The following is a 25302-nucleotide window of genomic DNA, read 5'->3' on the forward strand; positions in this document are numbered from 1 at the left end:
GAAGTCGAGTATGCCCAGGAAAATAGCGATCATTGGTGACAACTTCATGCTTCCGGAGGTGTTTCGCGCCAAAATCGAGAAGGTCGCGAGCGGTGACCTCGATGTCAGGACATTGCAGACCGCCTGGCCCGACGAGCCGATGGAATTCGGCGATCCGGCGCTCGGCCTCGACAAGGTCAAGGAGTATTTCGGCCGTCCCGACGAGGTCGTCGAGTTCATCGGCGACGCCGAGATCCTCGTCACCCAGCTCGCGCCGCTGTCGGAAGGCATGATGCGGCGCCTGCCGGCGCTGAAGCTCGTCGCGGTTTCGCGCGGCGGCCCGATCAACATCGACATGGAAGCGGCCCGCACACATGGCATCACTGTCGTCAATGTGCCCGGCCGCAACGCGACCGCCGTGGCCGAATTCACCATCGGCGCGATATTGGCCGAAACACGGCTGATCCGGGTCGGCCACGAAGCGCTGCGCAGGGGCGAATGGCGCGGCGATCTCTACCGCGCCGACCGCACCGGCCGTGAGCTTAGCGAAATGACCGTCGGCGTCGTCGGCTATGGCAATATCGGCACGAAAGTGGTCAGGCTGCTGCGCGCCTTCGGCTGTCACGTTCTGGTCAGCGACCCCTATGTGCAGTTAAGCGCCGAGGATCGTAACGCCGGCGTCGAACTGGTCGCGCTGGACGATCTCTTGTCCCGTTCCGATGTGGTCACGCTGCATTCGCGGGTGACGCAGGAGACGCGCGGCCTGATCGGCAAGGACACCATCGCGCGGATGAAACCCGGCGTGATCTTCGTCAACACGGCGCGCGGGCCGCTGGTCGACTATGAGGCGCTCTATGAGGCGCTCGTTTCAGGGCAGATCGCCAGCGCCATGCTGGAGACGTTCGCGGTCGAGCCGGTGCCGTCGGACTGGCCCTTGCTGCGGCTCCCCAACGTGACGCTGACGCCGCATATTGCCGGTGCTTCGGTGCGCACCGTGACCTATGCGGCCGAGCAGGCCGCCGAGGAGGTGCGCCGCTATATCGCCGGGCTGCCGCCGGTCAATCCGTGCTGAGAGCGGCAGCCATGGTGCGCAAATCCTGTAGCGAGATCGTGACGAGATGAGCGGCGGATCCGAAATCGTCGATCTTTTCGTCATCGGCGGCGGCGTCAACGGCGCCGGCATAGCCCGCGATGCAGCAGGCCGCGGCCTCTCCGTCATCCTGTGCGAAAAGGACGATCTGGCGGAAGGCACCAGTTCGCGATCGGGCAAGCTCGTCCATGGCGGCCTGCGCTACCTCGAATATTACGAGTTCCGCCTGGTGCGCGAGGCGCTGATCGAGCGCGAGGTACTCCTGGAATCGGCACCGCACATCATCTGGCCGATGCGCTTCGTGCTGCCGCACAGTCCTGACGACCGGCCGGCCTGGCTGGTGCGGCTCGGCCTGTTCCTCTACGACCATCTCGGCGGCCGCAAGCGGCTGCCGGCCACCCGCACGCTCGACCTGCGCACCGCGCCCGAGGGCGCGCCGATCAAGGACGAGTTCAAGCGCGGTTTCGAATATTCCGATTGCTGGGTCGACGACGCCCGTCTCGTGCTGATCAATGCGCTGGATGCGCGCGAGCGCGGAGCGAAGATCTTCACCCGAACCGCCTGCACCGCCGCCCGCCGGGAAGGCGGCCTCTGGTCGGTGGAGATGCGCGACGGCAAGACCGGCGTGAAAACCACCGTGCGGGCGCGGGCGCTGGTCAATGCCGCCGGCCCTTGGGTCAACGACATCATCAACCGCGTTGCTGGCCAGAACTCGACGCGCAATGTCCGCCTGGTCAAGGGCAGCCATATCGTCGTGCCCAAATTCTGGGAGGGCCGCCAAGCTTACCTCATCCAGAACAGCGACAAGCGGGTGATCTTCATCAATCCTTATCAGGGCGATCTCGCCTTGATCGGCACCACCGACATTCCCTATGACGGCCGACCCGAGGACGTGGCGGCGGATGAGAGCGAGATCGAATACCTGATCAGGGTGGTCAACCGCTATTTCAAGCGCGGCCTCGCGCGCGGCGATGTCGTCTATTCGTTCTCCGGCGTCAGGCCGCTCTATGACGACAATGCCGACAACCCGAGTGCCGTGACCCGCGACTATATTTTCGAACTCGACGCGCCGGATGCTGAGGCGCCGCTGCTGTCCGTCTTCGGCGGCAAGATCACCACCTTCCGGAAGCTCGCCGAGCATGCGCTGGACAGGATCGCTCCGTTCTTCCCCCTGATGGGCAAGCCTTGGACGGCGAAGGCGCATCTGCCTGGCGGCGACATCGCCAATGCCGATTTCGAACAGTTTCTAGGAGATCTCGGGCGGGAGTATGCATGGATGCCGGCATCGCTGCTCAAGCATTACGGTCGGCTCTACGGCACCAGGACACGTCTTGTGGTCGGCGCGGCCCGTTCGCTCGCGGAACTCGGGCGATGTTTCGGCAAGGATTTCTTCGAGCGCGAGGCCAGTTACCTGTTCGAGCTGGAATGGGCTGAGACACCGGCCGACATTCTCGAACGGCGCACCAAGCACGGCCTGCATCTTTCCGCCGAGGAGAGATCGGCCTTCGAACACTGGTGCGCGAGCCGGCTGGCGAGGGCAGGGTGATGGCAATCATCGCCAATGTAGCGCGACAGGGCTGAGAGGATCGCGATCGTGGCATTCACGCTCTCCCTCAACACCAATCCGCTGGTCAATCGCTTTGCCGAGCCTGACGACCTGGTCGATACCATCGCCTACGACATCGGCATCAGGGATATTCAGCTCACGCATGAATTCGTCAATCCGGGCTGGCCGGCGGCGACGATCGTGAAATTCGTCCGCCTGTTTCGTGGCGCACTCTCCCGCACGGGCGTGCGCGTGACCTCGGGCATGACCGGTCCTTACGGCCGGCTCAACCATTTCGGCCATCCAGACGCGGATGTGCGCCGCTACTATGTCGACTGGTTCAAGACCTTTGCCGACATCTCGGCCGAGCTTGGCGCCGGCGGCATGGGTACCCAATTCGCGATCTTCACCCATCGCGATTATGATGATCCCGCGCGCCGCGCGCGCCTGTTCGACATTGCACTGGAATGCTGGCGCGAGGTCGCCGAACACGCCCGCGCGGCCGGGCTTAACTACCTGTTCTGGGAGCCGATGTCGGTCGGCCGCGAGTTCGGCCACACGATCGAGAATTGCCGGCTGCTGCAGGATGCGATCGACGCGGCCGGGATGGCCATTCCGCTGGAGATGATGGTCGACATCGACCATGGCGACGTCACCTCCAGCAACCCGGCCGATATCGATCCCTATGCCTGGGCCGAGACTTTCCCCAGGAAGTCGCCGATCATCCACATCAAGCAATCGTCGATGAACAAGGGTGGCCATTGGCCGTTCACCGCGGCTCACAACAGGGACGGCCGCATCACGCCTGAAAAGCTGCTGGAGACGGTGCGGCGCGGCGGCGGCACCGACAACGAGATCTGCCTCGAACTGTCGTTTCGCGAGCGCGAACCGGTCGACCACCAGGTGGTCGCCATGATCCGCGAATCGGTCGACTACTGGGCGCCCTTTATCGACACGGGCAGGCCTGACCTGCTGCCGAAAAACGGGTAGAGGTCGGAGTGGGGAGCCGATGCCACTCGCGCTGTTGACGTCCAACCGGTTGGCCCGCCAGCGAAGCAACCAGATGACATATTAGATAATGCGAGTATTGCGGCAGCCTGCGCTGCTGATTGCTATAAAAGTACAATGCGAAAGATACTTTTGTTTAACTTCGCCATGCATACTGCGAATTGGTCCGATTTGTTTGTCCGGCTTCCCTCGCGAACTAGAGAATCCGCATGTCGGTTACACGTCGTACGCTGCTCACGGCCGGAAGCGTCGGCTTGCTGGTCGCGCAAGCTCGGGCGGCCAATACTCCAGGACAGCAGGCGGAGATCGCTCCCGTCGTCGGCGACAATGCGCTTCGCATTGCAATGCCGGCCTTTGCCTCCGATCCATTCTTCCCGGCCGATGGATCGGGGAACAGCGGCATAGACATGGAACTGGCCCGCGGCATAGCAGCGGAGCTCGGCGTCGAGCCGGTGTTCGACCGATCCGCCGCAACGTTCGACGGCATGGTGAAACAGCTGACTTCCGGCCAGGCGGACATAGCCATCGGCAAGCTCAGCCGAACCCTTCGCCGTGGCCGCTCAATCCTCTATTCCCGGCCCTATGCCATGCTGCACCAAGGCCTCATCGCCAATCGCCTCAACCTGGCGCGCATCGCGCAAGGCAAACCACCCGAGCAGATCATCCGCGATTTCTCGGGCGATCTCGGCGTGATCGAGGGCTCTTCATTCGCAACCTATGCGGCGACGACCTTCCCGCATGCACAAGTTCATCGTTTTACAGGCTGGGACATGGTTGTCGATGCGATCCGCGATGGGACGATCGACATGGCGTATCGCGACGATTTCGAGATCAAGAAGCTGATGGTCGACGATCCGTCGATGACGGTCGCCGCGCGCTCGATCACGCTGACCGACAAGGTAGACACGATCGCAATCGGTGTGCGACCGGACAATCCGCATCTCGCGGCGTTTATCGACCTTTACCTCGATCTCGCGCGCGGTCAGCAGGTTCTCAACACTGACGAGATCATCGCGCGCTACCGGTTGGGGAGCAAAGCCTGACGATGGCCGTCACGGAAGCAGCCGGACCCTTGGCTTTCGATTGGCGCCTGGCGGCGAGGCGCATATTGCGCTCGCCCGCGACGACGATTGCGATGATCGGGGCGGGAATCCTTTGCGGCCTCTATTATCCAGCATTTGCCCATGCGATCAGCCCTGTGGCGCAGCTCTACCTGAATTTCCTCAAGATGGTCGTCCTGCCCTACCTGGTCTCGTCGGTCATCTTCTCGATCATGTCGATGGTTCAGGATCCGAACTCGGTCCGTTACCTGGGCCGCGTGGGTATGGCGGTGCTGGTCGTGTCGTTCCTGAGCGTATTGGTGAGTGGCACCTACTCGCTTGTCCTTCAGCCGGGCCAGATCGAGAATCCTCAATCGCGCATCGAGCTTGGCGAGTTCATCAATTCGCAGGGCAGTGTATCCACCGATCTCGCATTCCCCTACCAACCACCACCCAATGAGGGATCCGACACCGGGCGTTCGATACTGCTCGATCTTGTACCGAACAACGTCTTCAGCGCGCTGGCCTCCGGTCAAACCATCCAGGTCCTGCTGTTCTGCCTGCTTTTCGGGCTCGCGATGGGCAAGATTCCCCAGCCTTCGTCCATGAGCCTGTCTCAGGCGCTGAACGCGGTTTACCGGGCCTGCACGGTCCTTACCAACTGGTTCATCTGGGGATTGCCGTTTGCAACCTTCATCCTGATCGCGGATCAGACCGCGTCGACCGGAACCAAGCCGCTCACGCTGATGGGCGGTTATCTGCTGGTGATGGGTCTTTCCTGCCTCACATTCATCGCCGGCGCATTTGCCGTTATCGCCATCCGCTCTCGGCGAAGCTACTGGGCCACGATCAAGACCTGTCAGCCCCTTCTCATGGTCGCCATCACCACGCGCTCTACCGTCGCCTCGCTTCCGTGGGTCATAAACCTGCTGAGCGAGCGTCTGCGGTTCAGCCTCGTGGTCGTCGAACTGCTCGTGCCGCTGCAGGCGGCATTGCTGCGGACAGGCCCGGCGCTGCTTTACACGTCTGGTGTTCTTTTCATCGCCCAGCTCTACGGCCGTCCGCTGGCAATTCCCGACCTCCTGCTCGTCGGCATCACCTCGGCGCTTCTCGCGCTCACGACCGGCGGCATGGGCAGCCTGCTCATCCTGTCCCAGATGTCGATCGTCTGTGGCTACCTGAGGATTCCCTTCGAGGCGGCTTTCGCCCTGTTCGTCGCCGTCGACGCGGCCGTCGACACGTTCATGACGCTGTCCAGCGTCTGCACCGTGGCGGCGAGCACCGCAATGATCGCGCCCAGCCACAGGGAGACAATGCAGCCTGTCGAAGCGGCGTCGGAACAGCTCGAAGCCGAGCCCGCTCGATGATCGACCATGGCATCAGCCTCCAGCTCGGCGTCATTGGCGGCCTCGGGCCGTTGGCATCGGCTGACTTCTACTTCAAGCTGACCCGAATGACCCAGGCGTTCCGGGACAATGAGCATGTGCCCGCCGTCATCCTCAGCGTGCCACAGCTGCCTGACAGGACCGAGGCGATCCTTGCCGGCCATGACGGTCCGCTGGCGTCTTTGAAAGCCGCGGTCTCGACGCTCAATGCGCTCGGCGTTGCCTGTATCGCGATGCCGTGCAACACCGCCCATCATTGGTATGAGCAGCTGGCGGCGAGCTCGCAGGCGCGGATCATCCATATCGCCGACGCGGTCGTGGCTGAAACCCATCGTAGCCTGAGCCGAGGCAAGGTTACGATCCTCGCCACGCAGGGCACGCTGGTCTCCGGCTTCTATCGGGACAGGATGTCGGCGGCGGGATTTGAGCTCTGCTTTCCCGCCGTCACGGAATTCCAGGGCCGCGTCGATAGCGCGATCGGCCTGGTCAAGGGTGGTTCGATCGCGGAGGCGGCGAGCGAAACCGAGCGCGCGCTTGAAATCGCGCGATCGGCCGGCGCCGATACGGCCGTTCTCGGCTGCACCGAACTGTCGGTGGTGGCCGCCAGCCTCAACCCTACGAACGGATTGGTCGTCATCGACAGCAATGCAGCCTTGGCGCGAGCCTGTTTGACACGGTTGGGCTTCGCCGCGCAGGACGTTCCGCGACCTCGGCCGGTGTTCTCATCCCGTAAAGAGCTGGAGCGGTTCGGCGGTTCTATCCAACACTGAACCGCTCCGGGAACTGGTCGTTTAGCCGAATTTCGGATCGAGGCTGCCCGCTTTGTAACGCTTGGCCATTTCCGAGACCGGCAGCGGCTTGATCTTCGGCGCGTTGCCGGCGGTGCCGAACTGCTCGAAACGCTCCTTGCACAGCTTCCTCATCGCCGCCATCGCCGGCGTCAGATATTTGCGCGGGTCGAATTCCGAGGGATTTTCCGTCAGCACCTTGCGGATCGCGCCGGTCAGCGCCATGCGGTTGTCGGTGTCGATGTTGATCTTGCGCACGCCATGCTTGATGCCGCGCTGGATCTCTTCCACCGGCACGCCCCAGGTCGGCTTCATCTGCCCGCCATATTTGTTGATGATCTCCTGCAGATCCTCTGGCACCGAGGACGAACCATGCATGACCAGGTGCATGTTCGGCAGGCGGCGGTGGATTTCCTCGATGACGTTCATCGCCAGCACCGCGCCATCCGGCTTGCGCGAGAATTTATAGGCGCCGTGGCTGGTGCCCATTGCAACCGCCAGCGCGTCGACATGGGTGTCGCGCACGAACTGCTCGGCCTGCACCGGATCGGTGAGCAATTGGTCGTGGCTGATCGCGCCTTCGACGCCGTGGCCGTCCTCCTGCTCGCCGCCGCCGCTCTCCAGCGAGCCCAGCACGCCGATCTCGCCCTCGACCGAAACGCCGCCCCAATGCGCCATGTCGACGACGCGCTTGGTGATGCCCGAATTATAGGCGTAGTCGGCCGGCGACTTGCCGTCCTCCTTGAGTGATCCATCCATCATTACCGAGGTGAAACCATGCTGGATCGCGGTGACGCAGGTAGCCTCGTTGTTGCCGTGGTCGAGGTGCATGCAGACCGGGATGTCGGGATGGATCTCGACCAGCGCATCGATCAGCTTGGCCAGCACCACGTCATTGGCATAGGCACGCGCACCGCGGCTTGCCTGCAGGATGACCGGCGACTTGGTCTCCTCCGCAGCCTCCATGATGGCGAGGCCCTGTTCCATGTTGTTCATGTTGAAGGCCGGCACGCCATAGCCGTATTCGGCGGCGTGATCGAGCAATTGTCTCAGTGTGATGCGAGCCAACGAATAGTCTCCCGTATCTGGTTTCGAACCTGTGCTTGCTGGCTGTCCGCGCATCGTCCAGCCCACCGATGCTTCTGGCCGGATTTCCGCGCAACCGCAACCGTCAGACACCGTCCCGGCAGCAATTCTTGTTACAGGGCCGTGATGAAAGCCACGGGAATATCCCAGGAAAACATCTCATTATCACAGAAACCATGATAGTTTCAGGAAGAAATATGTTATCTTATCGAGGAGCCAGCGTCGGTTGGCGGACATCGGCAGCAATGAAGAGCGATAACAGGCGTCAAGGCATCATGGACTTTCTGATGGACGTCGGCGCGGTGAGCGTCGACGATCTTGCCTCACGCTTTGGCGTCTCCAGGATGACGGTGCATCGTGACCTCGACGACCTTGAGGAGAGCGGTTTCCTGCGCAAGGTGCGTGGCGGCGCTTCGATCCAGCCGAGCGGTCTCTTCGAAAGCGATTTTCGCTACCGGCAAAAGCAGGCGACAGGGGAAAAGCAGCGCCTTGCGGCGGCCGCCGTGGCGATGATCGAACCCGGCCAGACTGTCATCATCGACGACGGCTCGACGGCTGGCGGCATCGCACGGCATCTCGCCGATTTCAGGCCGCTGACGGTGATCTCCAACAATCTGGCCGTCATCCAGGACCTGGCCGGCGCCGGGGGCATCGACCTGATTGCGCTCGGCGGCCAGTATAGCAAGAAGTTCCACGGCTTCTTCGGACTGCTTGCCGAGGCTTCGCTGAGATCGCTGCGCGCGGACGTCGCCTTCCTGTCGTCATCGGCTATCCACGGCGCCTCCGCTTTCCACCAGGACCAGGAGGTGGTGCAGATCAAGCGGCTGATGATGGAAGCAGCGACCCGCAAATACCTTCTGGTCGATCACGGCAAGTTCGGCCGCACGGCGCTGCATTTCCTGACCGAACTCGAGGCGTTCGATGCCGTCTTCACCGGTCGCGCGCCCGAGCCCGGAATGCGCGCCGCACTGGATGCCGCCGGCGTTTCGCTGACGGTGGTCGCCAACAAGGATTGAGGATCAAGGAGCGCAGGCGTGGTTTATTGGGTCGGTACAAGCTGGAAGATGAACAAGACGCTCGCCGAGGCGCTGGATTTCGCCGGGGCATTGGCCGGCTTCGTGCCAGGCTTCGACGAGCGCATCCAGCCTTTCGTCATCCCCCCGTTCACGGCGGTGCGCGAGGTCAAGCAGGCGCTGTCGTCGACGCGGGTCAAGGTCGGTGCCCAGAACATGCACTGGGCCGATGCCGGGGCCTGGACCGGCGAGATCTCGCCGCTGATGCTGAGCGACTGCGGTCTCGACATGGTCGAACTCGGCCACAGCGAACGGCGCGAGCATTTCGGCGAGGCCGATCGCACCGTCGGCCTGAAGACGGCGGCCGCCGTCAAGCACGGACTGATACCGCTGATCTGCGTCGGCGAGACGCTGGCGGAGCGCGAAAACGGCAAGGCGGATGCGGTGTTGACCGGCCAGGTCGAGGGTGCGCTGCTGTTCCTCGAAGGCGAGGCGAAGGCGGCAAAAATCCTGTTTGCCTATGAGCCGGTCTGGGCGATCGGCGACAAGGGTATTCCGGCCAGCTCCGCCTATGCCGAAAAACAGCAGGCGCTGATCAAGAAAGTGGCCGGCGGCCTGCTGCCGTCCATCCCGCCGGTGCTCTATGGCGGCAGCGTCAATCCCGGCAACGCGGCCGAGCTGATCGGCCAGCCCAGCATCGATGGCCTCTTTATCGGCCGCTCGGCCTGGCAGGCGGAGGGCTACATCGACATCCTCAGGCGCGCCTCGGCGGCGATCTGAACGAACGAAATCTCATTCAAGAAAGGACACGACCATGAAAATAGCCATTGGAGCCGACAGCGCCGGCAAGCCGTTGCTTGATGTCATCGCCGCGCATCTCGCGACAAAATCCGGCCTCACCGTCAGCGACCTCAGCCAGGCCGGCTTTTATGCCGACCTGTCACAAAAGCTCGCCCAGACGATCATCGACGGCGAGAACGACCGCGGCATCCTGTTCTGCGGCACCGGCATCGGCGTCTCGATCTCGGCCAACAAGGTGCCTGGCATCCGGGCGGCACTCACCCACGACACCTATTCCGCGGAGCGCGCCGCCAAATCCAACAACGCGCAGATCATCACCATGGGCGCCCGCGTCATCGGCCCGGAACTCGCCAAGGCGATCGTCGATACCTGGTTGGCCTCGGAGTTCGACGAGAAGGGACCGTCGGCCGGCAATGTCCAGGCGATCAACAAGCTCGATGAAGCGAAGCAGGCCTAAGCCAGGTTGTCGCGCAAAGCCTCGATGACGGTCACGGCCGAGGCGGCGCCGGGGTCGATATGGCCGAGCGAGCGTTCGCCGAGCCGCGAGGAGCGGCCCTTGACGGCGATCATGTCCTTGGTCGCCTCGGCCCCCAGGCGCGCCGCGTCCACTGCCGCGTCGAGGCTTTCGGCAAGACCTTTTCCCGCCGCATTGCTGGCGCCGGCCGCTTCCGCCGCCGGCAACCAGGCGTCGATCATCGTCTTCTCGCCGATCTCGGCCTTGCCGCGATCGCGGATGCCTTGCGCCATCGCCTGGAACAGCGCGACGACATCCGCATCAGCTAGCGTGGTCTTGCCCTTGACGGCAGCGGCGGCGCGCATGAAGGCGGTGGCATAGAGCGGGCCAGACGACGCACCGACCGCGTTGAGGAACGATTTAGCCGCCATGTTGAGAAGCGCGGTCGGCTCGGTCGCCGTCAGGTCGAGTGGCGCCAGCGCGTCGCGCACTGCGTTGAAGCCGAGCGCCATGGCGATGCCGTGATCGGCGTCGCCGATGACGCCGTCGAGCTGGCAGAGCCGGTCCTTGTCGGCTTCGATCGCCACCGCGATCGCATCGAACATTCTCTTCAGGTCAGCGCTATCGATGCTCACGGGTCACTCCTCAGCCGGCGCGGAACATGGCGCAGTCGCACGGATGGTCGAGCATGGTCTGCAACTCGCCATCGAGATGGAACAGCGTCACCGAGGCGCCGGCCATTTCGAGCGACGTGCAGTAATTGCCGACCCAGGTCGCATGGATGGAAACGCCGATGTCGTCGAGACGCTGCTTGACGCGACGGTTCATGATGTAGAGCTCCATCAACGGTGTCGAGCCCAGCGAATTGACCAGCACCGCAACCTTGTCGCCACGCGAAGGCGCCATCTCGGCAAGGATATTGTCCAGCATCTCGTCGCTGATCTCGTCGGCGGTCCCGAGCTTGCCGCGCGCGATGCCCGGCTCGCCATGGATGCCCATGCCGATCTCCATCTCGTCGGCGCCGATCTCGAAATTCGGCCGCCGGGTCTGCGGCAGCGAGCAGGGCGACAGCGCCACGCCCATGGTGAAGGTATGGTCGTTGGCCTTGCGCGCCATGCGCTCGCATTCGTCGAAGGAGAGCATGCGATCACAGGCCGCGCCGGCCGCTTTGAAGACGAAGAAATTGCCGGCGACGCCGCGGCGCTTCTGCCGCTGGTCGCGCGGTGCCGAGGCGACATCGTCGGTGGTCAGCACCGTGCGCACCTCGATATCGTCCATGGCGGCCATTTCGGCCGCCATGTCGAAATTCATCACGTCCCCGGCATAATTGCCGTACGTGAACAGGACGCCGGCGCCGCCGTTCGCCGCCTTGGCGCATTCAAGGATGGGATCGGGTGGCGGCGAGGCAAAGACATTGCCGATCGCCGCCGCGTCCGCCAGGCCCTTGCCGACAAAACCGAGAAAGGTCGGCTCATGGCCCGAGCCGCCGCCGACGACGAGCCCGACCTTGCCGGGACGCGGTCCGTTGCGGGCGATGATCGAGCGCGGGTTGCCGTCCACGCTCCTGAGATGGCTGGGATGCGCGGCCAGAATCCCCTCTAGCATCTCGTCGACGGCACGGTTGCCGTCATTGATGATCTTCTTGGTCTGCACCGGCATCCTCCCGAACTCGGCATTTTCCCGAGATACTACAGGCTGTTACCGAGATTTCTACCCCGCTCTCGGCTGTTTCAGGCGGCGATGTGCTTTCGCGCCGCCAGGATCTGGAGGCATGCGCCGGCCGCTTCCTTGCCCTTCACCTGGAAGTGCTCGAGGAAGAAGCGGTGGTGCTCGGCGCTGTCGTGGTAATTGTGCGGCGTCAGTACCGCCGAAAGCACCGGCACGCCGGTCGTCAACTGCACATTCATCATGCCGTCGATGACGGCGCCGGCGACGAACTCATGCCGGTAGATGCCGCCATTGACGACGAAGGCAGCGCCGAGGATCGCGGCGTAGCGACCAGTCTCGGCCAATGTCTTGGCGTGCAGCGGAATCTCGTAGGCACCGGGCACGTCGAAGATTTCGACGGCAAAGCGGCCGTCGCCCACTGCTGCAAGCTCTGCCTCGAAGGCAGCGACACACTGGTCGACGATATCCGCGTGCCAGCGTGCCCTGACAACGGCAACGCGGGTCGTTTCATAGTCTCTGCGGGATTGCTGATTCATGGGTCCATCCTTCCGTTTCGAACCAGAATCAGGACGCACGATACGAAAACCGGCCGCCGGGGCGGTCCGTCTTCCGTTTCGTTCTCTTCCATCCGGACTGTAACCGTCGGCTCCGGAATCACACCGGATCTGCTGACCCTTCCGGTTTTGCCGGAAAGCGCTCGCGGGCTTGGGTCCCGCGCATGACCCCGAAAACCGGACCGGTTTTCGGAAAGAAACCATGCGCAATCAGGAGTCCTTACCGCCGGTGGGGACTTTCACCCCGCCCTGAGAACATTAACGGCTTTGTATGGAAGGGCAGGGGCGCGGCTGTCAACCAGGCGAAGGCTGGTGGCCCATCACGTCCTGTGTGGCTGGCGCGTGCGCCATGCCGCTGCCGAAGCCGCGACCAGCATCAGCAACGCCGCCACCATTGCCGATGCGGCAAAACCGAAATCCGAATATAGCGGCCCGAAACCGGTGGTGCCGATAAAGACCGCCAGATATGTCACCGCGCTGTTCAGGCCCATGATCGTGCCGCGCCGTGACGGATCGAGCGCCGACAGGCGCATCACCAGCACGTTCAATCCGAAATGATTGGCGAGACCCCAGGCCGCCACCATGGCGAGCGTCAGGCCATAGCTGTTGCTTGTTGCGGCGATCGCGACATAGACGATGGCGACGAGCAGGTAAGCGAAGGGCATGACGCGGCGGGCCCCCAGGCGATCGATGATGCCGTCGAAGAGCGCCGCCGTGCCGAACCCGGCGCCATAGGCAAGCGCGGCCAGGCCGTTGGCGCTGACCGGCTGGCCCAGCCCGCTGTGCAGATGGTCGCCAAGATAGCCATAGACACCGTAGAAGGCGGTCATGAAAGCGCCGCAGGCGATCAGAAGCGGCACGATGCCGGGAATGCCGAGCGCCTCGAGCGGCGCTGGAGCCGGGCCGGCCTTTCTGACATCCGGGAGTGACGACGCGGTAAGGCTGCCAAGCGCCAGCGCCGCCAGCAGCGCCACGGCGGCGAAGACGGCCCGCCAGTGCACGAGATCGGCAAGCACCGCCGACAGCGAAACGCCGGCCACCATGCTCAGCGTCCATCCGGTCAGCACAACGCCGATCGTTCCGCTTTCCCGTCCAGGTGGGGCAATCGCCGCGGAACTGGCATAGATTGCCGGCATGGCGACGCCGGCGGCGATGCCGGTGAGAAGCTGCGCAGCGACCAGCGCCGTCACCGTCGGCGCCACCGCGCTTGCGACAAGCGCCAACGTCAGCAGCAGCAAGGCCGCCTGAAGCATCCGGCGCGCGCCGACCCGGTCGATGTAGCGTGCCAGGAACAGGGCGCTCGCCGAGGTGCCGAGGCCGAACGCGGCGGCCGCCATCATGACGACAGGCACGCTGGTCGCGAACGACACGGCCACGGCGGGAGCAATCGGACCCAGCACCAGGGAGTTCGAGCCGATGACGGCGATGCATCCGGTCAAGAGATAGGCCAGCGCCGGAATGGGCGGCCGGGCATTCGCACCCAAGGTTACTGCTTGATCGCTGTTCGACATATATTCATAATGGCCGTATTTTATTCGGCTGCAATCGGGAATTTCCACTATGGACGAAGAAACAAATGGCATTCCGCAGAACAGGCCGGCGCCCCGCGATCTCGACGCGATCGACAGAAAGATATTAGGCGTTCTCGTCGACGACGCCACGGTCAGCTATGCTGAGCTTGGCGATCGTGTCGGCCTCTCGCCGCCCGCCGCGCATGAGCGCGTCAAGCGCCTTCGGCGCAGCGGCGCCATTCGCGGCACGGCTGCCATCATCGACCCCAAGGCGGTCAAGAAGCCGCTGCTGGCATTCGTGCATATCGACACCAAGGGCTGGGGCAAGACGCCGGAGCTGATGGCGGTTTCGCAATATCCGGAGGTCGAGGAGATCCACACGGTTGCCGGCGACACCTGCATGCTGCTGAAGGTCCGCACGGAGGACACACGGGCGCTCGAAGGCCTGCTGTCGCGCCTCTACGAGACACCCGGCGTCACCTCGACGCGCAGCTACGTGGTGCTGTCGACCTATCTCGAGCGGCCGGTGCAGCCCGGCGTCACGACGCAGTGGCCGGCGCCCAAGCACATGGCCGAGCCTCTGTACTAAGGCCTGATGCCATAAGCGCGAAGCGGTTTTCGGACGACATCATGCTCTATCTCTTTGATTTGGAGCTGGACTCGCCGCCTCCGCCGAAAACGCCGCAAAACAAGGAATGATATGCTAATCTCCCGAGCCTCTAGGCAGAGGGCGGGTGGTGGCAATGCTGGAAACGGACAAGGTATTCGCTGGCTCCATACCGGAAAACTACGACCGCTATATGGTGCCGTTGATTTTCGAGCCCTTCGCTGCGGATATTGCAGGACGAGCAGCGTCCCTGTCGCCCGCCGCCGTTTTGGAGACGGCCGCCGGCACCGGGGTCGTTACCCGTGCATTGGCGCCGAAACTGTCTCCCGGCGCAAGCTATACGGTAACCGACCTCAACCAGCCGATGCTCGACTATGCCGCTTCGCGACAACCTCCCGACGGTCGCATCACATGGCGTCAAGCGGACGCCTTGGCGCTGCCGTTTGAAGATGCGACCTTCGACCTCGTTTGCTGTCAGTTCGGTGCGATGTTCTTTCCCGACCGGCCATCGGCCTACCGCGAAGCCAGGCGTGTCCTGAGGCCGGGCGGACATTTCCTGTTCAGCGTATGGGATCGCATCGAGGAGAACGTCTTTGCCGATGATGTGACGAATGCTCTCGCAAGGATCTTCCCCGACGATCCGCCGCGCTTTCTGGCACGCACACCCCATGGCTACCACGACAAGGCAGTGATCCGTCACGAGCTGGAGGATGCTGGGTTCTCCGGTGTAATGATCGAGACGAGAGCCGAACAAAGCCGTGCATCCTCGCCGCGCCTTCCCGCCGTCGCTTATTGCCAGGGAACTGTGCTTCGCACCGAAATCGAGGCCCGGGAGGCCGGGAAACTGCAAGCCGCGACCGACTACGCCGCATCCGCGATTGCAGACAGACATGGCAGCGGCGCGGTGGCCGCCAAAATTCAGGCTCACGTCATCATGGCAACGGCTTAGAGCAATTCCAGGAAAAGTGTGTACGGTTTTCCGTCCGGAATTGCGCAAAAACAAACATCTAGCTTCCCAGCCGGATCGTCTCGAAATAGGCGTCGGTGCCGACCTGGCCGCCCTTGAGCGCGATTTCGAGTCCATCGATCGCACCGCCGCCATGGGCGACACAGAGCGGTGATCCCGGCGATTGCGGCAACGGCATGCGCACGGTCAGCGCGTCGATGGCCAATTGTCCGAGCGCGTGACTGGAGGTGTCGCCCCCAGCGATCACCGCGCGCTTGAGTTTCTTCTCGACGACCAGCCGGCGCAGAATGTCACCCAGCGCCCGGCCCAGCCTGTTGCGTGCCCCTTCGATATGGTCGATCTCCGCACTACGGTCGGCCTGTGGGCCAAGCGCGGTGTAGAGGATGACGCTGCGCCCCGCAGCCAGGCTTGCCAATCCGCTCGCGACGGCGCGCTCGATTGCCTCCTTGGCGCCCTCCGTGACCAGTTGCATGGCATCCATCTCGACGCCGTCGAAACCGTGGGCAAGGGCGTGGCGGATCTGCTTTTCGGTGGTCGGCGACACGCTGCCCGAGACCACCGCGAGGCGGTCTACCGGTCCCGGCGGCGCGAACGACGCCTGCCCGGAGGCAATGCCTTTGCCGGCCCATTCGGCAAGCAAGGCATATTCGACGCCCGAGGATCCGACGACGAAGCCATGGCCTTGGTCATGGATGCGCCAGATCTGTTCGCCGACGCGTCTCTGTGTCTGGCGGCTTTCGACATCAAACAGGATGATCGCCCTGTTTTGCACGGCCTGGTCGACCGTTTGCGCGAGATCGTCGGTCTGCAATGCAGCCAGGTCGACAAGGCCGGAGCTGAGACTGGTCTGGCGCGAGAGATGCACGAGCAGGTCTGCTTCGTTCATCGGCGTCACCGGATGCCTGCTCATCACCGGATGCCTGTCGATGCGGAAATACTCGCCGCGGAACGCCGCGAAAAGATTGCCGAAGGCCGTGTAGCGCTTGAGCTGCGGCGCGCCGACGACCATCGGCACGCTACTCTGGCCGAAGATGCGCCGGCCGATCTCGATGGCGCGGCCGATATTGCCGACCGTCGGGCTGGAATCGAAGGTCGAACAGATCTTGTAATGGCAGATCGCCGCTTCGAGGCTCTTCAGCCATTCGAAGGCGGGCGCCAGATTCTGCTCCATCCATTGCGGCGTTTCGCTTCGGCTGGTGCCGGCCAGTCCGACGGCGCGGCAATGGAAAAATCGCGCCAGCAGGCGCTCATCGGGCCGACGCATGAACAGCACCGTCGGCACGCCGCCGAGCTCGAGCGCCTCCATGACATCCGTCGAGCCGGTGAGGTCGTCGCCATAATAGCTCAGGAGCAGGTTCTGCATGGCTTCGCTCAGGCCGCCTTGCCGTCGCTGAATTTCTCGATCGAGCGTGCCAGCTCGGCATGGTCGCGCGCGAATTCGTCGAGGGCAATGCCCTCGACCGCGGCCTGCCACGCTTGCAGCACCGCGCGCACCCCGGCGCCGGGCCCGTCCGGATGGCTGACGATGCCGCCGCCGCAGAGATAGAGGAGATCGACCGTGCGGCCGGTGCGCTCATAGGTCTCGGGCGCCTGGCCGCCCCATTGGCCGGAGCAGGCCACGGGCAGCGCGCAATCGCATGATGAAAACAGCGGCGTGGTCACCGCTTCGAAAGAGCGGATGAAAGAATCGTCCGGCTCCCAGTATTTCGAGCCGATACCGTTGATCTGGAACTGGTCGACGCCGAGCAGCCGCCAGAATTGCTGCCATACCTTGAAATCCATGCCGAGGCCGGGATGGCGGGTGAGAATGTCCCAGCCATTGCGGTGCGCATGCAGCGCCAGCCCGGAGCGCTTCCTGAGGAAAGCCATGCCGCCGAATCCGATGGAGTTGATGTTGACGACCGCGCAATTGCCGCCGGCTTCCAGCACCAGATCGTGGTTGCGCATCATCTCGTCGGGATCGGCATGCGAGATGCCGAAGGCGTACATCACTTTCTTGCCGGTCTTTTGCTCGTGGTCGCGGATCAGCGGCATGATCGCCTTCACCCGCTCAGCGAGCGGCGAATAGGCCGGGCTCATCAGCTTCTCGTCGTCCTTGATGAAATCGACGCCGGCTTCGATCAGTTCGCCCACCATCGCGGCTGTCTCGTGCGGCCTGAGGCCAAGCGCCGGCTTGACGATGGTGCCGATGATGGGACGGCCCTCGACCCCGGTCAGCCTGCGGCTGCCGGCAACGCCGAATTGCGGGCCGGGATGGGCGCCCCGGTATTGTTCCGGCAGCTTCATGTCGATGACCCGGATACCGGACAGGCCCCTGATCGAATAGGTGCCGCTGATGGCGATCGTCATCAGCGCCGACAGGTCGGTGCCGATGGCGTCGAACGGGAAGCCGATATCGACATCGGCGCGCCGGAAGGGGCCGTTCCCGGATCCGGGAAGCGACGGCTGCTCGGCATCGGGCAGCGGCCTGATCGCCAGCACACGAGCCGCCACACGCGCCTTTAATTCCTCGGTCTCGCCGGGCAGTGGGACGAAGGTGCCGGTCGACTGGTCGCTCGCGATCTTGGCCGCCAGCGCTTCGATGCTGCCAGAGGTTTCGATGCGATAGGTAAGCGTGATCATGGTCTGTCGGCCGCTTGAAAAGGGTTCGAAAAAAGTTTTGTCGCGCAGGAAATCTGGTATAATGAGTACCTAAGTATTGCAAGCAATATCCCGACTTCGGCAAGAGGGCCGGCTTCGGCAATTCCGGGAAATGAGCGGCGTTTTTCGTTCGGAATGCCTGGAACAAACAGCTGGCGCGGCTTGGCGATTGCATGAAATCGCGGGACCGCTCCAGGCGCAGGCATTCCGGTAATCCTGCCTGGAATGCTAAACAGGAACCGGGCCAGGGAGTGATTCGTCACGATGAACCGTTCGGAGCCGATCGTCCGGCGCAAACTTTCCGACGAAGTCTTTGCAAGGCTGAAGCGGCTGATCACCAGCGGCGAGCTGCAGCCGGGCGACGACATGCCGTCCGAACGCGAGTTGATGGAGCGCTTCGAGGTCGGCCGGCCGGCGATCCGCGAGGCCATGCAGGCGCTGAGCAATATGGGACTGGTCGCCATCTCGCATGGCGAGCGCGCCAAGGTGCTGCAACTAACCGCCAAATCGATCATCAAGCAGGTCGACGGCGCGGCCAAGATCATCCTGTCTTCATCGAGGGACACGCTGGAGCACCTGAAGACGGCGCGCATCTTCTTCGAGCGCGGCATGGTCAGGGAAGCCGCGGAAAAGGCGACCGCCGAGGATGTGCAGCGGCTCAGGGCAACGGTGGCCGAGCAGCGCGCCGCGCGCGGTGATTCCGAAGCCTTCATCTCCGCCGACATGAAGTTCCACACCCAGATATCGGCGATATCGGGCAATCCGATCTATGTCGCCGTCAGCGAAGCCACGCTCGGCTGGCTGAAGGAATACCACACCGAGATGCTGATCTGGACCGGCAAGGAACAATACACGCTTACCGAGCATGAGGAGATCATCGACCGCATTGAGCACCGTGATGCCGACGGCGCCGAAAAGGCGATGATCAAGCATCTCGAACGCTCGCGTGCGCTCTATGTGATGAATTCCGATAAGTAGCTCTAGCCAACCCGGACAATGGCGTAGGGCGACATCGTAAGATGGCCCTGACCCAGTGCCGAAACATCAACCGGGACGTCGTTCGCCGTCAGGTTCGCCAGCCAGACGACAATGTCGCCTGAGGCGGCGCGACCGGCCAGCGCCGCAACACGCGTCTCGTCGCTTGTTTTCGCGGCAACATGCGCGAGCCCAGCCAGTTCGCAAAGCCCTTGGACGGCCCGGAAAATCGGCCGCGGCGATCCCTCGGCGACAGGTTCGCCGGATGCGGCCAGCACGCCGAATGGTCCGGTGATGCTGGACAGTGTCAGCATCTCCAGCCCGGCCGGCGCGACGCGCGCGGCATAGCCAATGGTCCAGGCGGCGGCAAACTGCGCGGCATGGCGGGGATCACGGTTCGCCATGGCAATGCGTTGGCCGGCAAAATTGTCCTTGGTCGCGCCGCCATAGGGGTTCTGTCGCATGGCAATGGTCGACGGGCCGATCCGGTAAGGCTTGTCGCCGAAGATCGCCCGTGTCGACCGGGTGATGAAGGGCAGCGCCTCCAGCGATTGCATGACGCTGAGATCGTCGGCGGCGTGAACGATCGGACAGGTGCAGTGCGTGACGAAATCGAGTTGGTCGGCGGGCACGCGCTTACGGTTGAGCTCGGTGAAATAGCTGAACATGCCGCCGCCGAGGCGGATCCCGGGAAAGGCGCGCCGCGCCGCGGCATAGATTTCTTCCAGCGGCGGGCATGCCGGCCAGGCGCTGCCCGGCGGCGTCGACTGGCGGTCGACCGAAGGCGAGACGGCAACCGCATCGAGCCGCAGGCCGACCCGGCGCACCATATCGGCGACATCGGAGAATTCGGCATCGAGGTCGCCCGTGCAGGCCACCACGCATTCGAGCGTGGTCGAGGCGGGATGCGCCGCGGCGAGCCGGGCATGGGCGCGCAGCGCGTCCAGGCCGTGGCCGCGCGTCGGATCGAAGTGGAACAGGAGTTGCTGCGGACCGAGCCTTGCGAGCATCGGCAGTTCGGCCAGCGTTGCCTCTACGTCCTCGGGATAGACGATCACGCCGACATCGGGCAGCCTCGGCCCGGTCTCGCCGAGTTCGATGCGGACCGGTTCGGCACTCGCGGTCGCGGCGGGCATCCCGGCGCCGCCGGTGAGGCGCAGGCTCACCGTCTGGCGCAGCGGTTCGCCGGCCGGCAGCACATAGGGCCACGGCAAGGCCAGCGGCCGCACATAGGTCTTGTAGGAGGCGTCCGACCAGTTGCGCTGGTCCTCCATTTCGAAAGTATCGCCTTCCATCCTGCATTCGGCGCTGACGCCGGGACGCACTGCATGGGTGATGGCACGCAGGTCCTTGAAGGGCTGCCATGGGTCGATCAGATCAGGCAGTTCCGTGTCCACCACCCTGCCATCGGTGTGCTCCACCGTCACCGGGCTGCCGGCGAGGCCGGCGATCGGATGCAGGATGCAGAAGCCGCAGCGGTTGGTCTCGAAATCGCTCTCCGGCAGCGTTGTCACATCGAAGACCAGCCTGCCGTCGGCGGAGCCTTCGATCGTCGCGTGGAAGCGCAGGCTGCTGCCGCCCGGGCCGGTGCAATTCGCCTCATAGCTTACCGAGAAACGGTCGACCTTCTGGTCGATGGTCAGGTCCGTGAGCTCCGGCTCATAAGTGCCCCAGTCGCGGTCGCGTACGATATAGGCGATGGCGCGCAGCACTTCGGTGCCGGCATGCCGGATTGTGCGCAGATTGCCATTGACCAGCTCGGCACTCAGCGCGCCCGCCTGCAGCAGGATCGGTGCCGCTTCGGCCGCCCGTGTGCCGTAAAGATCGAACACGTCGGCCGTCATTGCAGCAAGGCTTCGATCTGCACCGGTTCGCGGCTCGCAGCACCCGCATAGGCGGCCTCGACCAGGGCGAATGTCTTCAGATTGTCGGCGCCCGAGGTCGCCGGCTCCTTGCCGCCGACAAGGCAGTCGACCCAGTGCCGCTGGATGGCCAGCACGCTTTCCTGGATGTTGTGCCATGGCCGCGAGGCCCAGGGCAGGAGCGGCGGCGAGACATCGCTCACTCTGGTTCCGCTCTTGCCGGTGACGGTCAGCCGGTAGCCCTGCGCCAGCCGGATCGTGCCGTCGACGCCGTCGAGTTCGATAAGTGTTTCCGGGAACGGCTCGGTGGCAAGCTTCGTCGCATAGCTGCAATCGACAACCGACGTGGCGCCGCCGGCATGATCCATGAGCATCGTCGCCACATCCTCGCCGGCGATGGCGGGGTTGATGCGTGTGGTCCGCGCGGTCAGGCTCGTGACGTCGCCGAGCAGGAAGCGGGCGATGTCGAGGATGTGGATGCCGAGGTCCTCGATGATGAAGCGTTTTCCCGTTGCCAGATAGGGCTGGCCGGAAAACACGTCGTAGCCGGAGCGGAAGGAGATGCGGCCGAAGAACGGCGTGCCGATCTCGCCTCTGTCGAGCACAGCGCGCACCGCCTGGATCGGCGACTGCCAGCGGAAGTTCTCATGCACCATCAGCGGCACGCCGGCTTTGGCGCAGGCCGCGACCATCGCCTTGGCATCGCTAAGCGTCGGCGCGAACGGCTTCTGGCAGATGACGGGAACGCCATGCGCTGCCGCCATCTCGACCAGCGGTCGATGGCTGCCGACAGTGGTGGCGATGTCGACGAAGTCGAGGGTCTCGGCGGCGAAAAGTTCCGCCGCATCGTTGTAGCGCCGCACCACGCCGAACTGGTCGCCGACGATCCGCAACCGCTCCGGATCGCGGTCGCAGATGGCGACGATCGAGGCGCCCTCTATGTCGCGCCAGGCATGCATCTGGTTGACGGCGAAGAAGCCGCAACCGATCAGCGCTCCACGCAACTCCGCCATGCTCAGCCCGCCTTTGCCATCTGCATCAGGGTAACGCGCTGCTGCAGCCGGCGCTGCGCCTGGTCGACGACGACGGCGACGATGATGACGAGGCCCTTGATCACCATCTGCCAGAACGAGCTCACGCCCATCATCACCAGCCCGTCCGAAAGGATGCCGATGACGAAGGCGCCGACGATGGTGCCGCCGATCGTGCCGCGGCCGCCCGACATCGAAGTGCCGCCAAGCACCGCCGCGGCGATGGCGTTGAGCTCAAAGCTCTCGCCCGTCGCCGGATGCGAGGCCATCAGCTCCGACGAGATGATCAGCCCGACGATTGCCGCGCAGAAGCCGGAGAACATGTAGACGAACATCTTGACCATATTAACGCGCACGCCCGAGATGCGCGCGGCGCGCTCATTGCCGCCGACGGCGAAGATGTGGCGGCCAAGCGGCGTGTAGCGGGCGAGATAGGCTGCCCCCAGCGCCACCACGATCAGGATCCAGATCGAGACCGGCAGGCCGAGCAGCCGGCCGGCACCCAGGAAGCCGAAGCCGGTGGTGCCGAGTTCCGGCTTGCCGACGAGATTGGGGAAAGTGCGGCCGTCGGAGGAAAGCAGCGCGAAGCCGCGCGCCACATAGAGCACGCCGAGCGTGGCGATGAAGGGCGCGACGTTGAGCCTGGTGATCAGCAGCCCGTTGACGGCGCCGATCAGCATGCCGACCGCGAGCGTGATCAAGGCGATCTCGACGACATTGAAATAGATGGTGTAGCCGATCTGCAGGTCGATGCCGTTGAGCACGAGGTAGCCGGCCACCATGCCGCACAGGCCGACGATCGAGCCAACCGAAAGGTCGATGCCGCCGGTGATGATGACGAAGGTCATGCCCATGGCGAGAAAGGCATTGAGCGCCACGTGCTTGGCCATCAGGATCAGATTGGCGGCCGACAGGAAGTTCGGCGCCGCGATCGAGAAGAACACCAGCACGGCGATCAGCGCAATGAAGGTTCTGAGCTTCATCAGCGTCAGCAGCGCCGAGCCGCTGGAGGCGGAGGAAGCGGCAGCCTTGGCCGGAATGTCAGTCATCAGCGTTGCTCCCCATGTGCGGCCGGTCCGTGGCCCAGCGCCGACGCGGCGACGATCGCCGCCTCCGTCGCTTCGGCGCGGTCGAATATGCCGGTCAATCTGCCATTGCTCATCACCGCGATGCGGTCGGACAGCGCCATCACCTCGTCGAGGTCCGAGGTGGCGAACAGGATGCCCAGCCCGTCGCGCGAAAGCTTGCGCATGGTGCGGAAGACATCGGCCTTGGCGCCGACATCGATGCCGCGGCTGGGCTCGTCCATCAGAAGCACTTTCGGTCCGGTGAGCAGCGCCTTGCCGATCACCACCTTCTGTTGGTTGCCGCCCGACAGCGACGAGACCTCCTGCGCCGGGTCGGCGACCTTGATTGCGAGTTCCCGCACCATCTGCATCACGGCTTGCCGCTCGGCACCGCCGCGGATGTGAAACAGGCGCACGAAGCGCGACAGGCTCGCCATCGTCAGGTTGCTGGCGACCGACAGGATCGACACCAGGCCCTCGCGCTGGCGGTCCTCTGGGATCAAGGCCAGGCCTCGCTGGATGCGGCGCGTCGTGTCGCGCTCCTTCACCTGCTTTCCGGCGATGAAGATCCTGCCGCTGGCATGGCCGTGACGGCCCATGATGCAGTCGAACAGCTCGCTGCGCCCCGCGCCCATCAACCCGTATATGCCGAGAATCTCGCCGGCGCGCAGCGACAGCGAGACGTGGTCGACCGCCAGCCCGCCGGTGACGCGTGGCAGGCAGATCTCCTCGGCGCGGAAGATTTCCGCGCCCGGCACATGGCCGTCGGCCTTGGCGAAGTCCTTGGCGTCCGAGCCGATCATCTGCCGCACGATCCACTGCGTATCGACGTTTTTCATCTCCTCCTGGCCGGTGATGCGGCCGTCGCGCAGCACGGTGATGTAGTCGCCGATGCGGATCAGTTCCTCCAGCCGGTGGGAGATGTAGACGATGGCGACGCCGCGCGCCTTGAGGTCGGCGATCACCTTGAACAGGATCTCGACTTCGGCAGCGCTCAGCGCCGAGGTCGGCTCGTCCATGATGAGGATCTTGGCGTCGAGCGAAACCGCCTTGGCGATCTCGACCAGTTGCTGCTGGCCGATGCGCAGATCCTCGACCAGCATGTCGGGCCGGATGCCGGCTTCCAGCCGCTCCAGGAATTCGCCGGCCCGCTGCTCCTGTGCCTTGCGGTCGATCTTGCGGAAGCGGTTGGTGATCTCGCGCGTGGCGAAGATGTTCTCGGCGACCGACAGGTTGCCGAACAGGTTCAGCTCCTGGAACACCATGCCGATGCCGCGGTCGACCGCGTCTCCCGACGACGAGAACGAAACCTCTTCGCCTTCGAGCAAGATGCGCCCTAAGGTCGGCTGCTCGACGCCGGCGATGATCTTCATCAGCGTCGACTTGCCGGCGCCGTTTTCGCCGACCAGCACGTTGACCGCGCCCTTGCGCACTTCGAAATTCGCCTGCTTGACCGCGACCGTGCCGGCATAGACTTTCGAGACATCCTCCAGCTTGAGGATGACGTCATGGCCATTGGCCTGGCTCATGGCTTCGGCCCGATCTCGGCCTCCGCCGGCGTCACCAGCGGCAGGTCCTGGCCGCCTTCGATCGTATAGGCGCCGAGCACCTTGGCGGTGCGGCCTTCCAGCGCCTCGCGCGGCAGCTTGGAGAGCACCGTCTTGGCGGCATGGGCATTGAAAGCCTTGCCGAACTGGGCGAAGTCGATCTGGTTGGTGAAGTCGTTGAACTGGACGAAGTCGAGGCTGTCGCGCAGTGCCGTGCCGCGCATCGCCGGCCCAATCTGGACGCGCGCGTCCGCCTTGCCGTCACCGTCGGCGTCGACATCGATGGTGGCCGCGCGCGACTGCGTGTTTGCCGCGACGATCTTGCCCTCGACGCGCACGGCGAACGTCCATGGCGAATTCGCCTGCTTCTTCGGATTGCCGTATTTGGCGCCGGCCGCGGCCGGATCGGTCTTTGCCAGCGCATGGACCTCGGCGAACGGTCCAGCCTTCTGCTGCAGATAGGGAATGACTTTCGCCGCCCAGATGTCCTCGACTATCTCGTCAGGGTTGAAGGCGGAGGCATTGCCGTCGCCTTGCGCCGATGGCGTCGGAAGGATCTTGCAGGCGCTGAGCGCGATGCCGGCGGTCAGGGCAAGGATCGGCCAACTCGGCTTTTTCTCCATGGCGGTCAAGGGCATCCTGGTGAAAAGGAGTGAGGGACGAACCTCGGTTCGCCCCCCCGC

At 64.0% G+C, this 25302-nt stretch carries 24 protein-coding genes and 1 riboswitch; of the genes, 12 read left to right on the forward strand and 12 right to left on the reverse strand.

The features are described 5' to 3' along the window. The first annotated feature begins 10 nt into the window (after positions 1–10). The 6 genes from LB545_RS10245 to LB545_RS10270 all read left to right on the forward strand — a co-directional run bounded on the left by LB545_RS10245 (position 11) and on the right by LB545_RS10270 (position 6818). Positions 11–1051, forward strand: coding sequence for a 2-hydroxyacid dehydrogenase (locus tag LB545_RS10245; RefSeq protein WP_224704972.1), 1041 nt, complete (start codon positions 11–13; stop codon positions 1049–1051). Between the two features lie 46 nt (positions 1052–1097). Then, a complete protein-coding gene (locus tag LB545_RS10250) occupies positions 1098–2615 on the forward strand; it encodes a glycerol-3-phosphate dehydrogenase (protein WP_224704973.1) in 1518 nt (505 codons plus the stop codon). A 48-nt stretch (positions 2616–2663) separates the two neighbouring features. Continuing rightward, positions 2664–3605: a sugar phosphate isomerase/epimerase family protein gene (locus tag LB545_RS10255; RefSeq protein WP_140555506.1), complete on the forward strand. Its 942-nt coding sequence runs from the start codon at positions 2664–2666 to the stop codon at positions 3603–3605. 227 nt (positions 3606–3832) lie between these two features. Further along, positions 3833–4666 carry a substrate-binding periplasmic protein gene (locus LB545_RS10260; protein WP_181167654.1) on the forward strand — a complete coding sequence of 278 codons (834 nt, stop codon included), beginning with the start codon at positions 3833–3835 and terminating at the stop codon, positions 4664–4666. Between the two features lie 2 nt (positions 4667–4668). Then, a complete protein-coding gene (locus LB545_RS10265; protein ID WP_224704974.1) occupies positions 4669–6030 on the forward strand; it encodes a dicarboxylate/amino acid:cation symporter in 1362 nt (453 codons plus the stop codon). Beyond that, positions 6027–6818, forward strand: coding sequence for an aspartate/glutamate racemase family protein (locus tag LB545_RS10270; protein ID WP_140555502.1), 792 nt, complete (start codon positions 6027–6029; stop codon positions 6816–6818). Before LB545_RS10265 ends, LB545_RS10270 begins: the two co-directional genes overlap by 4 nt. 21 nt (positions 6819–6839) lie before the next feature. Here LB545_RS10270 and fba read toward each other — a convergent pair whose 3' ends face one another. Beyond that, positions 6840–7904, reverse strand: coding sequence for a class II fructose-bisphosphate aldolase (gene fba / locus LB545_RS10275; RefSeq protein WP_140497777.1), 1065 nt, complete (start codon positions 7902–7904; stop codon positions 6840–6842). A 263-nt stretch (positions 7905–8167) separates the two neighbouring features. Here fba and LB545_RS10280 point away from each other — a divergent pair, with 263 nt between their 5' ends. From LB545_RS10280 to LB545_RS10290, 3 genes are read left to right on the forward strand one after another with little or no spacing between them, the layout of a single operon-like run. Beyond that, positions 8168–8938, forward strand: a complete 771-nt coding sequence (locus LB545_RS10280) for a DeoR/GlpR family DNA-binding transcription regulator (RefSeq protein ID WP_140555500.1) — start codon at positions 8168–8170, stop codon at positions 8936–8938. An 18-nt stretch (positions 8939–8956) separates the two neighbouring features. Beyond that, positions 8957–9715, forward strand: a complete 759-nt coding sequence (locus LB545_RS10285; protein WP_140555498.1) for a triose-phosphate isomerase — start codon at positions 8957–8959, stop codon at positions 9713–9715. Positions 9716–9749: 34 nt separating this feature from the next. Beyond that, entirely contained in the window at positions 9750–10193 is a 444-nt protein-coding gene (locus LB545_RS10290) for an RpiB/LacA/LacB family sugar-phosphate isomerase (protein ID WP_140497783.1), read from the forward strand. On the opposite strand, the gene dhaL is transcribed toward LB545_RS10290, so the two are convergent. The 4 genes from dhaL to LB545_RS10310 form a co-directional block, all read right to left on the reverse strand. After that, positions 10190–10825: a dihydroxyacetone kinase subunit DhaL gene (gene dhaL, locus LB545_RS10295; protein ID WP_181170887.1), complete on the reverse strand. Its 636-nt coding sequence runs from the start codon at positions 10823–10825 to the stop codon at positions 10190–10192. The two genes, LB545_RS10290 and dhaL, sit on opposite strands and share 4 nt — an antisense overlap. A 10-nt stretch (positions 10826–10835) precedes the next feature. Then, positions 10836–11843, reverse strand: coding sequence for a dihydroxyacetone kinase subunit DhaK (locus LB545_RS10300; RefSeq protein ID WP_140555496.1), 1008 nt, complete (start codon positions 11841–11843; stop codon positions 10836–10838). Positions 11844–11920: 77 nt separating this feature from the next. Beyond that, on the reverse strand, positions 11921–12394 hold the full coding sequence (locus LB545_RS10305; protein ID WP_224704975.1) for a 6,7-dimethyl-8-ribityllumazine synthase: 474 nt from the start codon (positions 12392–12394) through the stop codon (positions 11921–11923). Between the two features lie 76 nt (positions 12395–12470). Further along, a riboswitch (FMN riboswitch) is annotated at positions 12471–12673 on the reverse strand. Between the two features lie 59 nt (positions 12674–12732). Continuing rightward, entirely contained in the window at positions 12733–13923 is a 1191-nt protein-coding gene (locus LB545_RS10310; protein WP_140555492.1) for an MFS transporter, read from the reverse strand. A 49-nt stretch (positions 13924–13972) separates the two neighbouring features. Here LB545_RS10310 and LB545_RS10315 point away from each other — a divergent pair, with 49 nt between their 5' ends. Both LB545_RS10315 and LB545_RS10320 read left to right on the forward strand, forming a co-directional pair. Further along, positions 13973–14512: an Lrp/AsnC family transcriptional regulator gene (locus LB545_RS10315; RefSeq protein WP_140514639.1), complete on the forward strand. Its 540-nt coding sequence runs from the start codon at positions 13973–13975 to the stop codon at positions 14510–14512. Between the two features lie 154 nt (positions 14513–14666). Beyond that, positions 14667–15479 (forward strand): class I SAM-dependent methyltransferase, encoded by an 813-nt coding sequence (locus tag LB545_RS10320; RefSeq protein ID WP_140555490.1) that lies wholly within the window; start codon positions 14667–14669, stop codon positions 15477–15479. A 58-nt stretch (positions 15480–15537) separates the two neighbouring features. Here LB545_RS10320 and LB545_RS10325 read toward each other — a convergent pair whose 3' ends face one another. After that, on the reverse strand, positions 15538–16860 hold the full coding sequence (locus LB545_RS10325) for a four-carbon acid sugar kinase family protein (protein ID WP_140739396.1): 1323 nt from the start codon (positions 16858–16860) through the stop codon (positions 15538–15540). An 8-nt stretch (positions 16861–16868) separates the two neighbouring features. Continuing rightward, positions 16869–18119 carry a 3-oxo-isoapionate-4-phosphate decarboxylase OiaX gene (gene oiaX / locus LB545_RS10330; protein ID WP_224704977.1) on the reverse strand — a complete coding sequence of 417 codons (1251 nt, stop codon included), beginning with the start codon at positions 18117–18119 and terminating at the stop codon, positions 16869–16871. Positions 18120–18401: 282 nt separating this feature from the next. On the opposite strand from oiaX, the gene LB545_RS10335 reads away from it, so the two are divergent. Continuing rightward, positions 18402–19115 carry a transcriptional regulator NanR gene (locus LB545_RS10335; protein WP_140514647.1) on the forward strand — a complete coding sequence of 238 codons (714 nt, stop codon included), beginning with the start codon at positions 18402–18404 and terminating at the stop codon, positions 19113–19115. 2 nt (positions 19116–19117) lie between these two features. On the opposite strand, the gene LB545_RS10340 is transcribed toward LB545_RS10335, so the two are convergent. From LB545_RS10340 to LB545_RS10360, 5 genes are read right to left on the reverse strand one after another with little or no spacing between them, the layout of a single operon-like run. Then, the gene (locus tag LB545_RS10340; protein ID WP_140555482.1) at positions 19118–20956 is read right to left on the reverse strand and encodes a hypothetical protein; all 1839 of its coding nucleotides are present in this window, start codon (positions 20954–20956) and stop codon (positions 19118–19120) included. After that, entirely contained in the window at positions 20953–21987 is a 1035-nt protein-coding gene (locus LB545_RS10345; RefSeq protein WP_224704979.1) for a Gfo/Idh/MocA family protein, read from the reverse strand. The genes LB545_RS10340 and LB545_RS10345 overlap by 4 nt, the downstream gene beginning before the upstream one ends. Positions 21988–21989: 2 nt before the next feature. Then, positions 21990–23054, reverse strand: a complete 1065-nt coding sequence (locus tag LB545_RS10350; protein WP_140497803.1) for an ABC transporter permease — start codon at positions 23052–23054, stop codon at positions 21990–21992. Beyond that, a complete protein-coding gene (locus tag LB545_RS10355) occupies positions 23054–24601 on the reverse strand; it encodes a sugar ABC transporter ATP-binding protein (protein WP_224704981.1) in 1548 nt (515 codons plus the stop codon). Before LB545_RS10355 ends, LB545_RS10350 begins: the two co-directional genes overlap by 1 nt. After that, on the reverse strand, positions 24598–25242 hold the full coding sequence (locus LB545_RS10360; protein ID WP_224704983.1) for a DUF2291 family protein: 645 nt from the start codon (positions 25240–25242) through the stop codon (positions 24598–24600). The genes LB545_RS10355 and LB545_RS10360 overlap by 4 nt, the downstream gene beginning before the upstream one ends. Positions 25243–25302 lie beyond the last annotated feature (60 nt).

This window comes from Mesorhizobium sp. BR1-1-6, from assembly GCF_020165355.1.
In the GTDB taxonomy this organism is placed as follows: domain Bacteria; phylum Pseudomonadota; class Alphaproteobacteria; order Rhizobiales; family Rhizobiaceae; genus Mesorhizobium.

Coding starts and splice junctions, on each gene's coding strand:
- LB545_RS10355 (WP_224704981.1), bottom strand. CDS start 24,601: ATGAGCCAGGCCAATGGCCATGACGTCATCCTCAAGCTGGAGGATGTC.
- LB545_RS10270 (WP_140555502.1), top strand. CDS start 6,027: ATGATCGACCATGGCATCAGCCTCCAGCTCGGCGTCATTGGCGGCCTC.
- LB545_RS10335 (WP_140514647.1), top strand. CDS start 18,402: ATGAACCGTTCGGAGCCGATCGTCCGGCGCAAACTTTCCGACGAAGTC.
- LB545_RS10250 (WP_224704973.1), top strand. CDS start 1,098: ATGAGCGGCGGATCCGAAATCGTCGATCTTTTCGTCATCGGCGGCGGC.
- LB545_RS10310 (WP_140555492.1), bottom strand. CDS start 13,923: ATGTCGAACAGCGATCAAGCAGTAACCTTGGGTGCGAATGCCCGGCCG.
- LB545_RS10280 (WP_140555500.1), top strand. CDS start 8,168: ATGAAGAGCGATAACAGGCGTCAAGGCATCATGGACTTTCTGATGGAC.
- LB545_RS10340 (WP_140555482.1), bottom strand. CDS start 20,956: ATGACGGCCGACGTGTTCGATCTTTACGGCACACGGGCGGCCGAAGCG.
- oiaX (WP_224704977.1), bottom strand. CDS start 18,119: ATGATCACGCTTACCTATCGCATCGAAACCTCTGGCAGCATCGAAGCG.
- LB545_RS10315 (WP_140514639.1), top strand. CDS start 13,973: ATGGACGAAGAAACAAATGGCATTCCGCAGAACAGGCCGGCGCCCCGC.
- LB545_RS10260 (WP_181167654.1), top strand. CDS start 3,833: ATGTCGGTTACACGTCGTACGCTGCTCACGGCCGGAAGCGTCGGCTTG.
- LB545_RS10320 (WP_140555490.1), top strand. CDS start 14,667: ATGCTGGAAACGGACAAGGTATTCGCTGGCTCCATACCGGAAAACTAC.
- LB545_RS10290 (WP_140497783.1), top strand. CDS start 9,750: ATGAAAATAGCCATTGGAGCCGACAGCGCCGGCAAGCCGTTGCTTGAT.
- LB545_RS10265 (WP_224704974.1), top strand. CDS start 4,669: ATGGCCGTCACGGAAGCAGCCGGACCCTTGGCTTTCGATTGGCGCCTG.
- LB545_RS10305 (WP_224704975.1), bottom strand. CDS start 12,394: ATGAATCAGCAATCCCGCAGAGACTATGAAACGACCCGCGTTGCCGTT.
- LB545_RS10325 (WP_140739396.1), bottom strand. CDS start 16,860: ATGCAGAACCTGCTCCTGAGCTATTATGGCGACGACCTCACCGGCTCG.
- LB545_RS10245 (WP_224704972.1), top strand. CDS start 11: ATGCCCAGGAAAATAGCGATCATTGGTGACAACTTCATGCTTCCGGAG.
- LB545_RS10350 (WP_140497803.1), bottom strand. CDS start 23,054: ATGACTGACATTCCGGCCAAGGCTGCCGCTTCCTCCGCCTCCAGCGGC.
- LB545_RS10345 (WP_224704979.1), bottom strand. CDS start 21,987: ATGGCGGAGTTGCGTGGAGCGCTGATCGGTTGCGGCTTCTTCGCCGTC.
- LB545_RS10360 (WP_224704983.1), bottom strand. CDS start 25,242: ATGGAGAAAAAGCCGAGTTGGCCGATCCTTGCCCTGACCGCCGGCATC.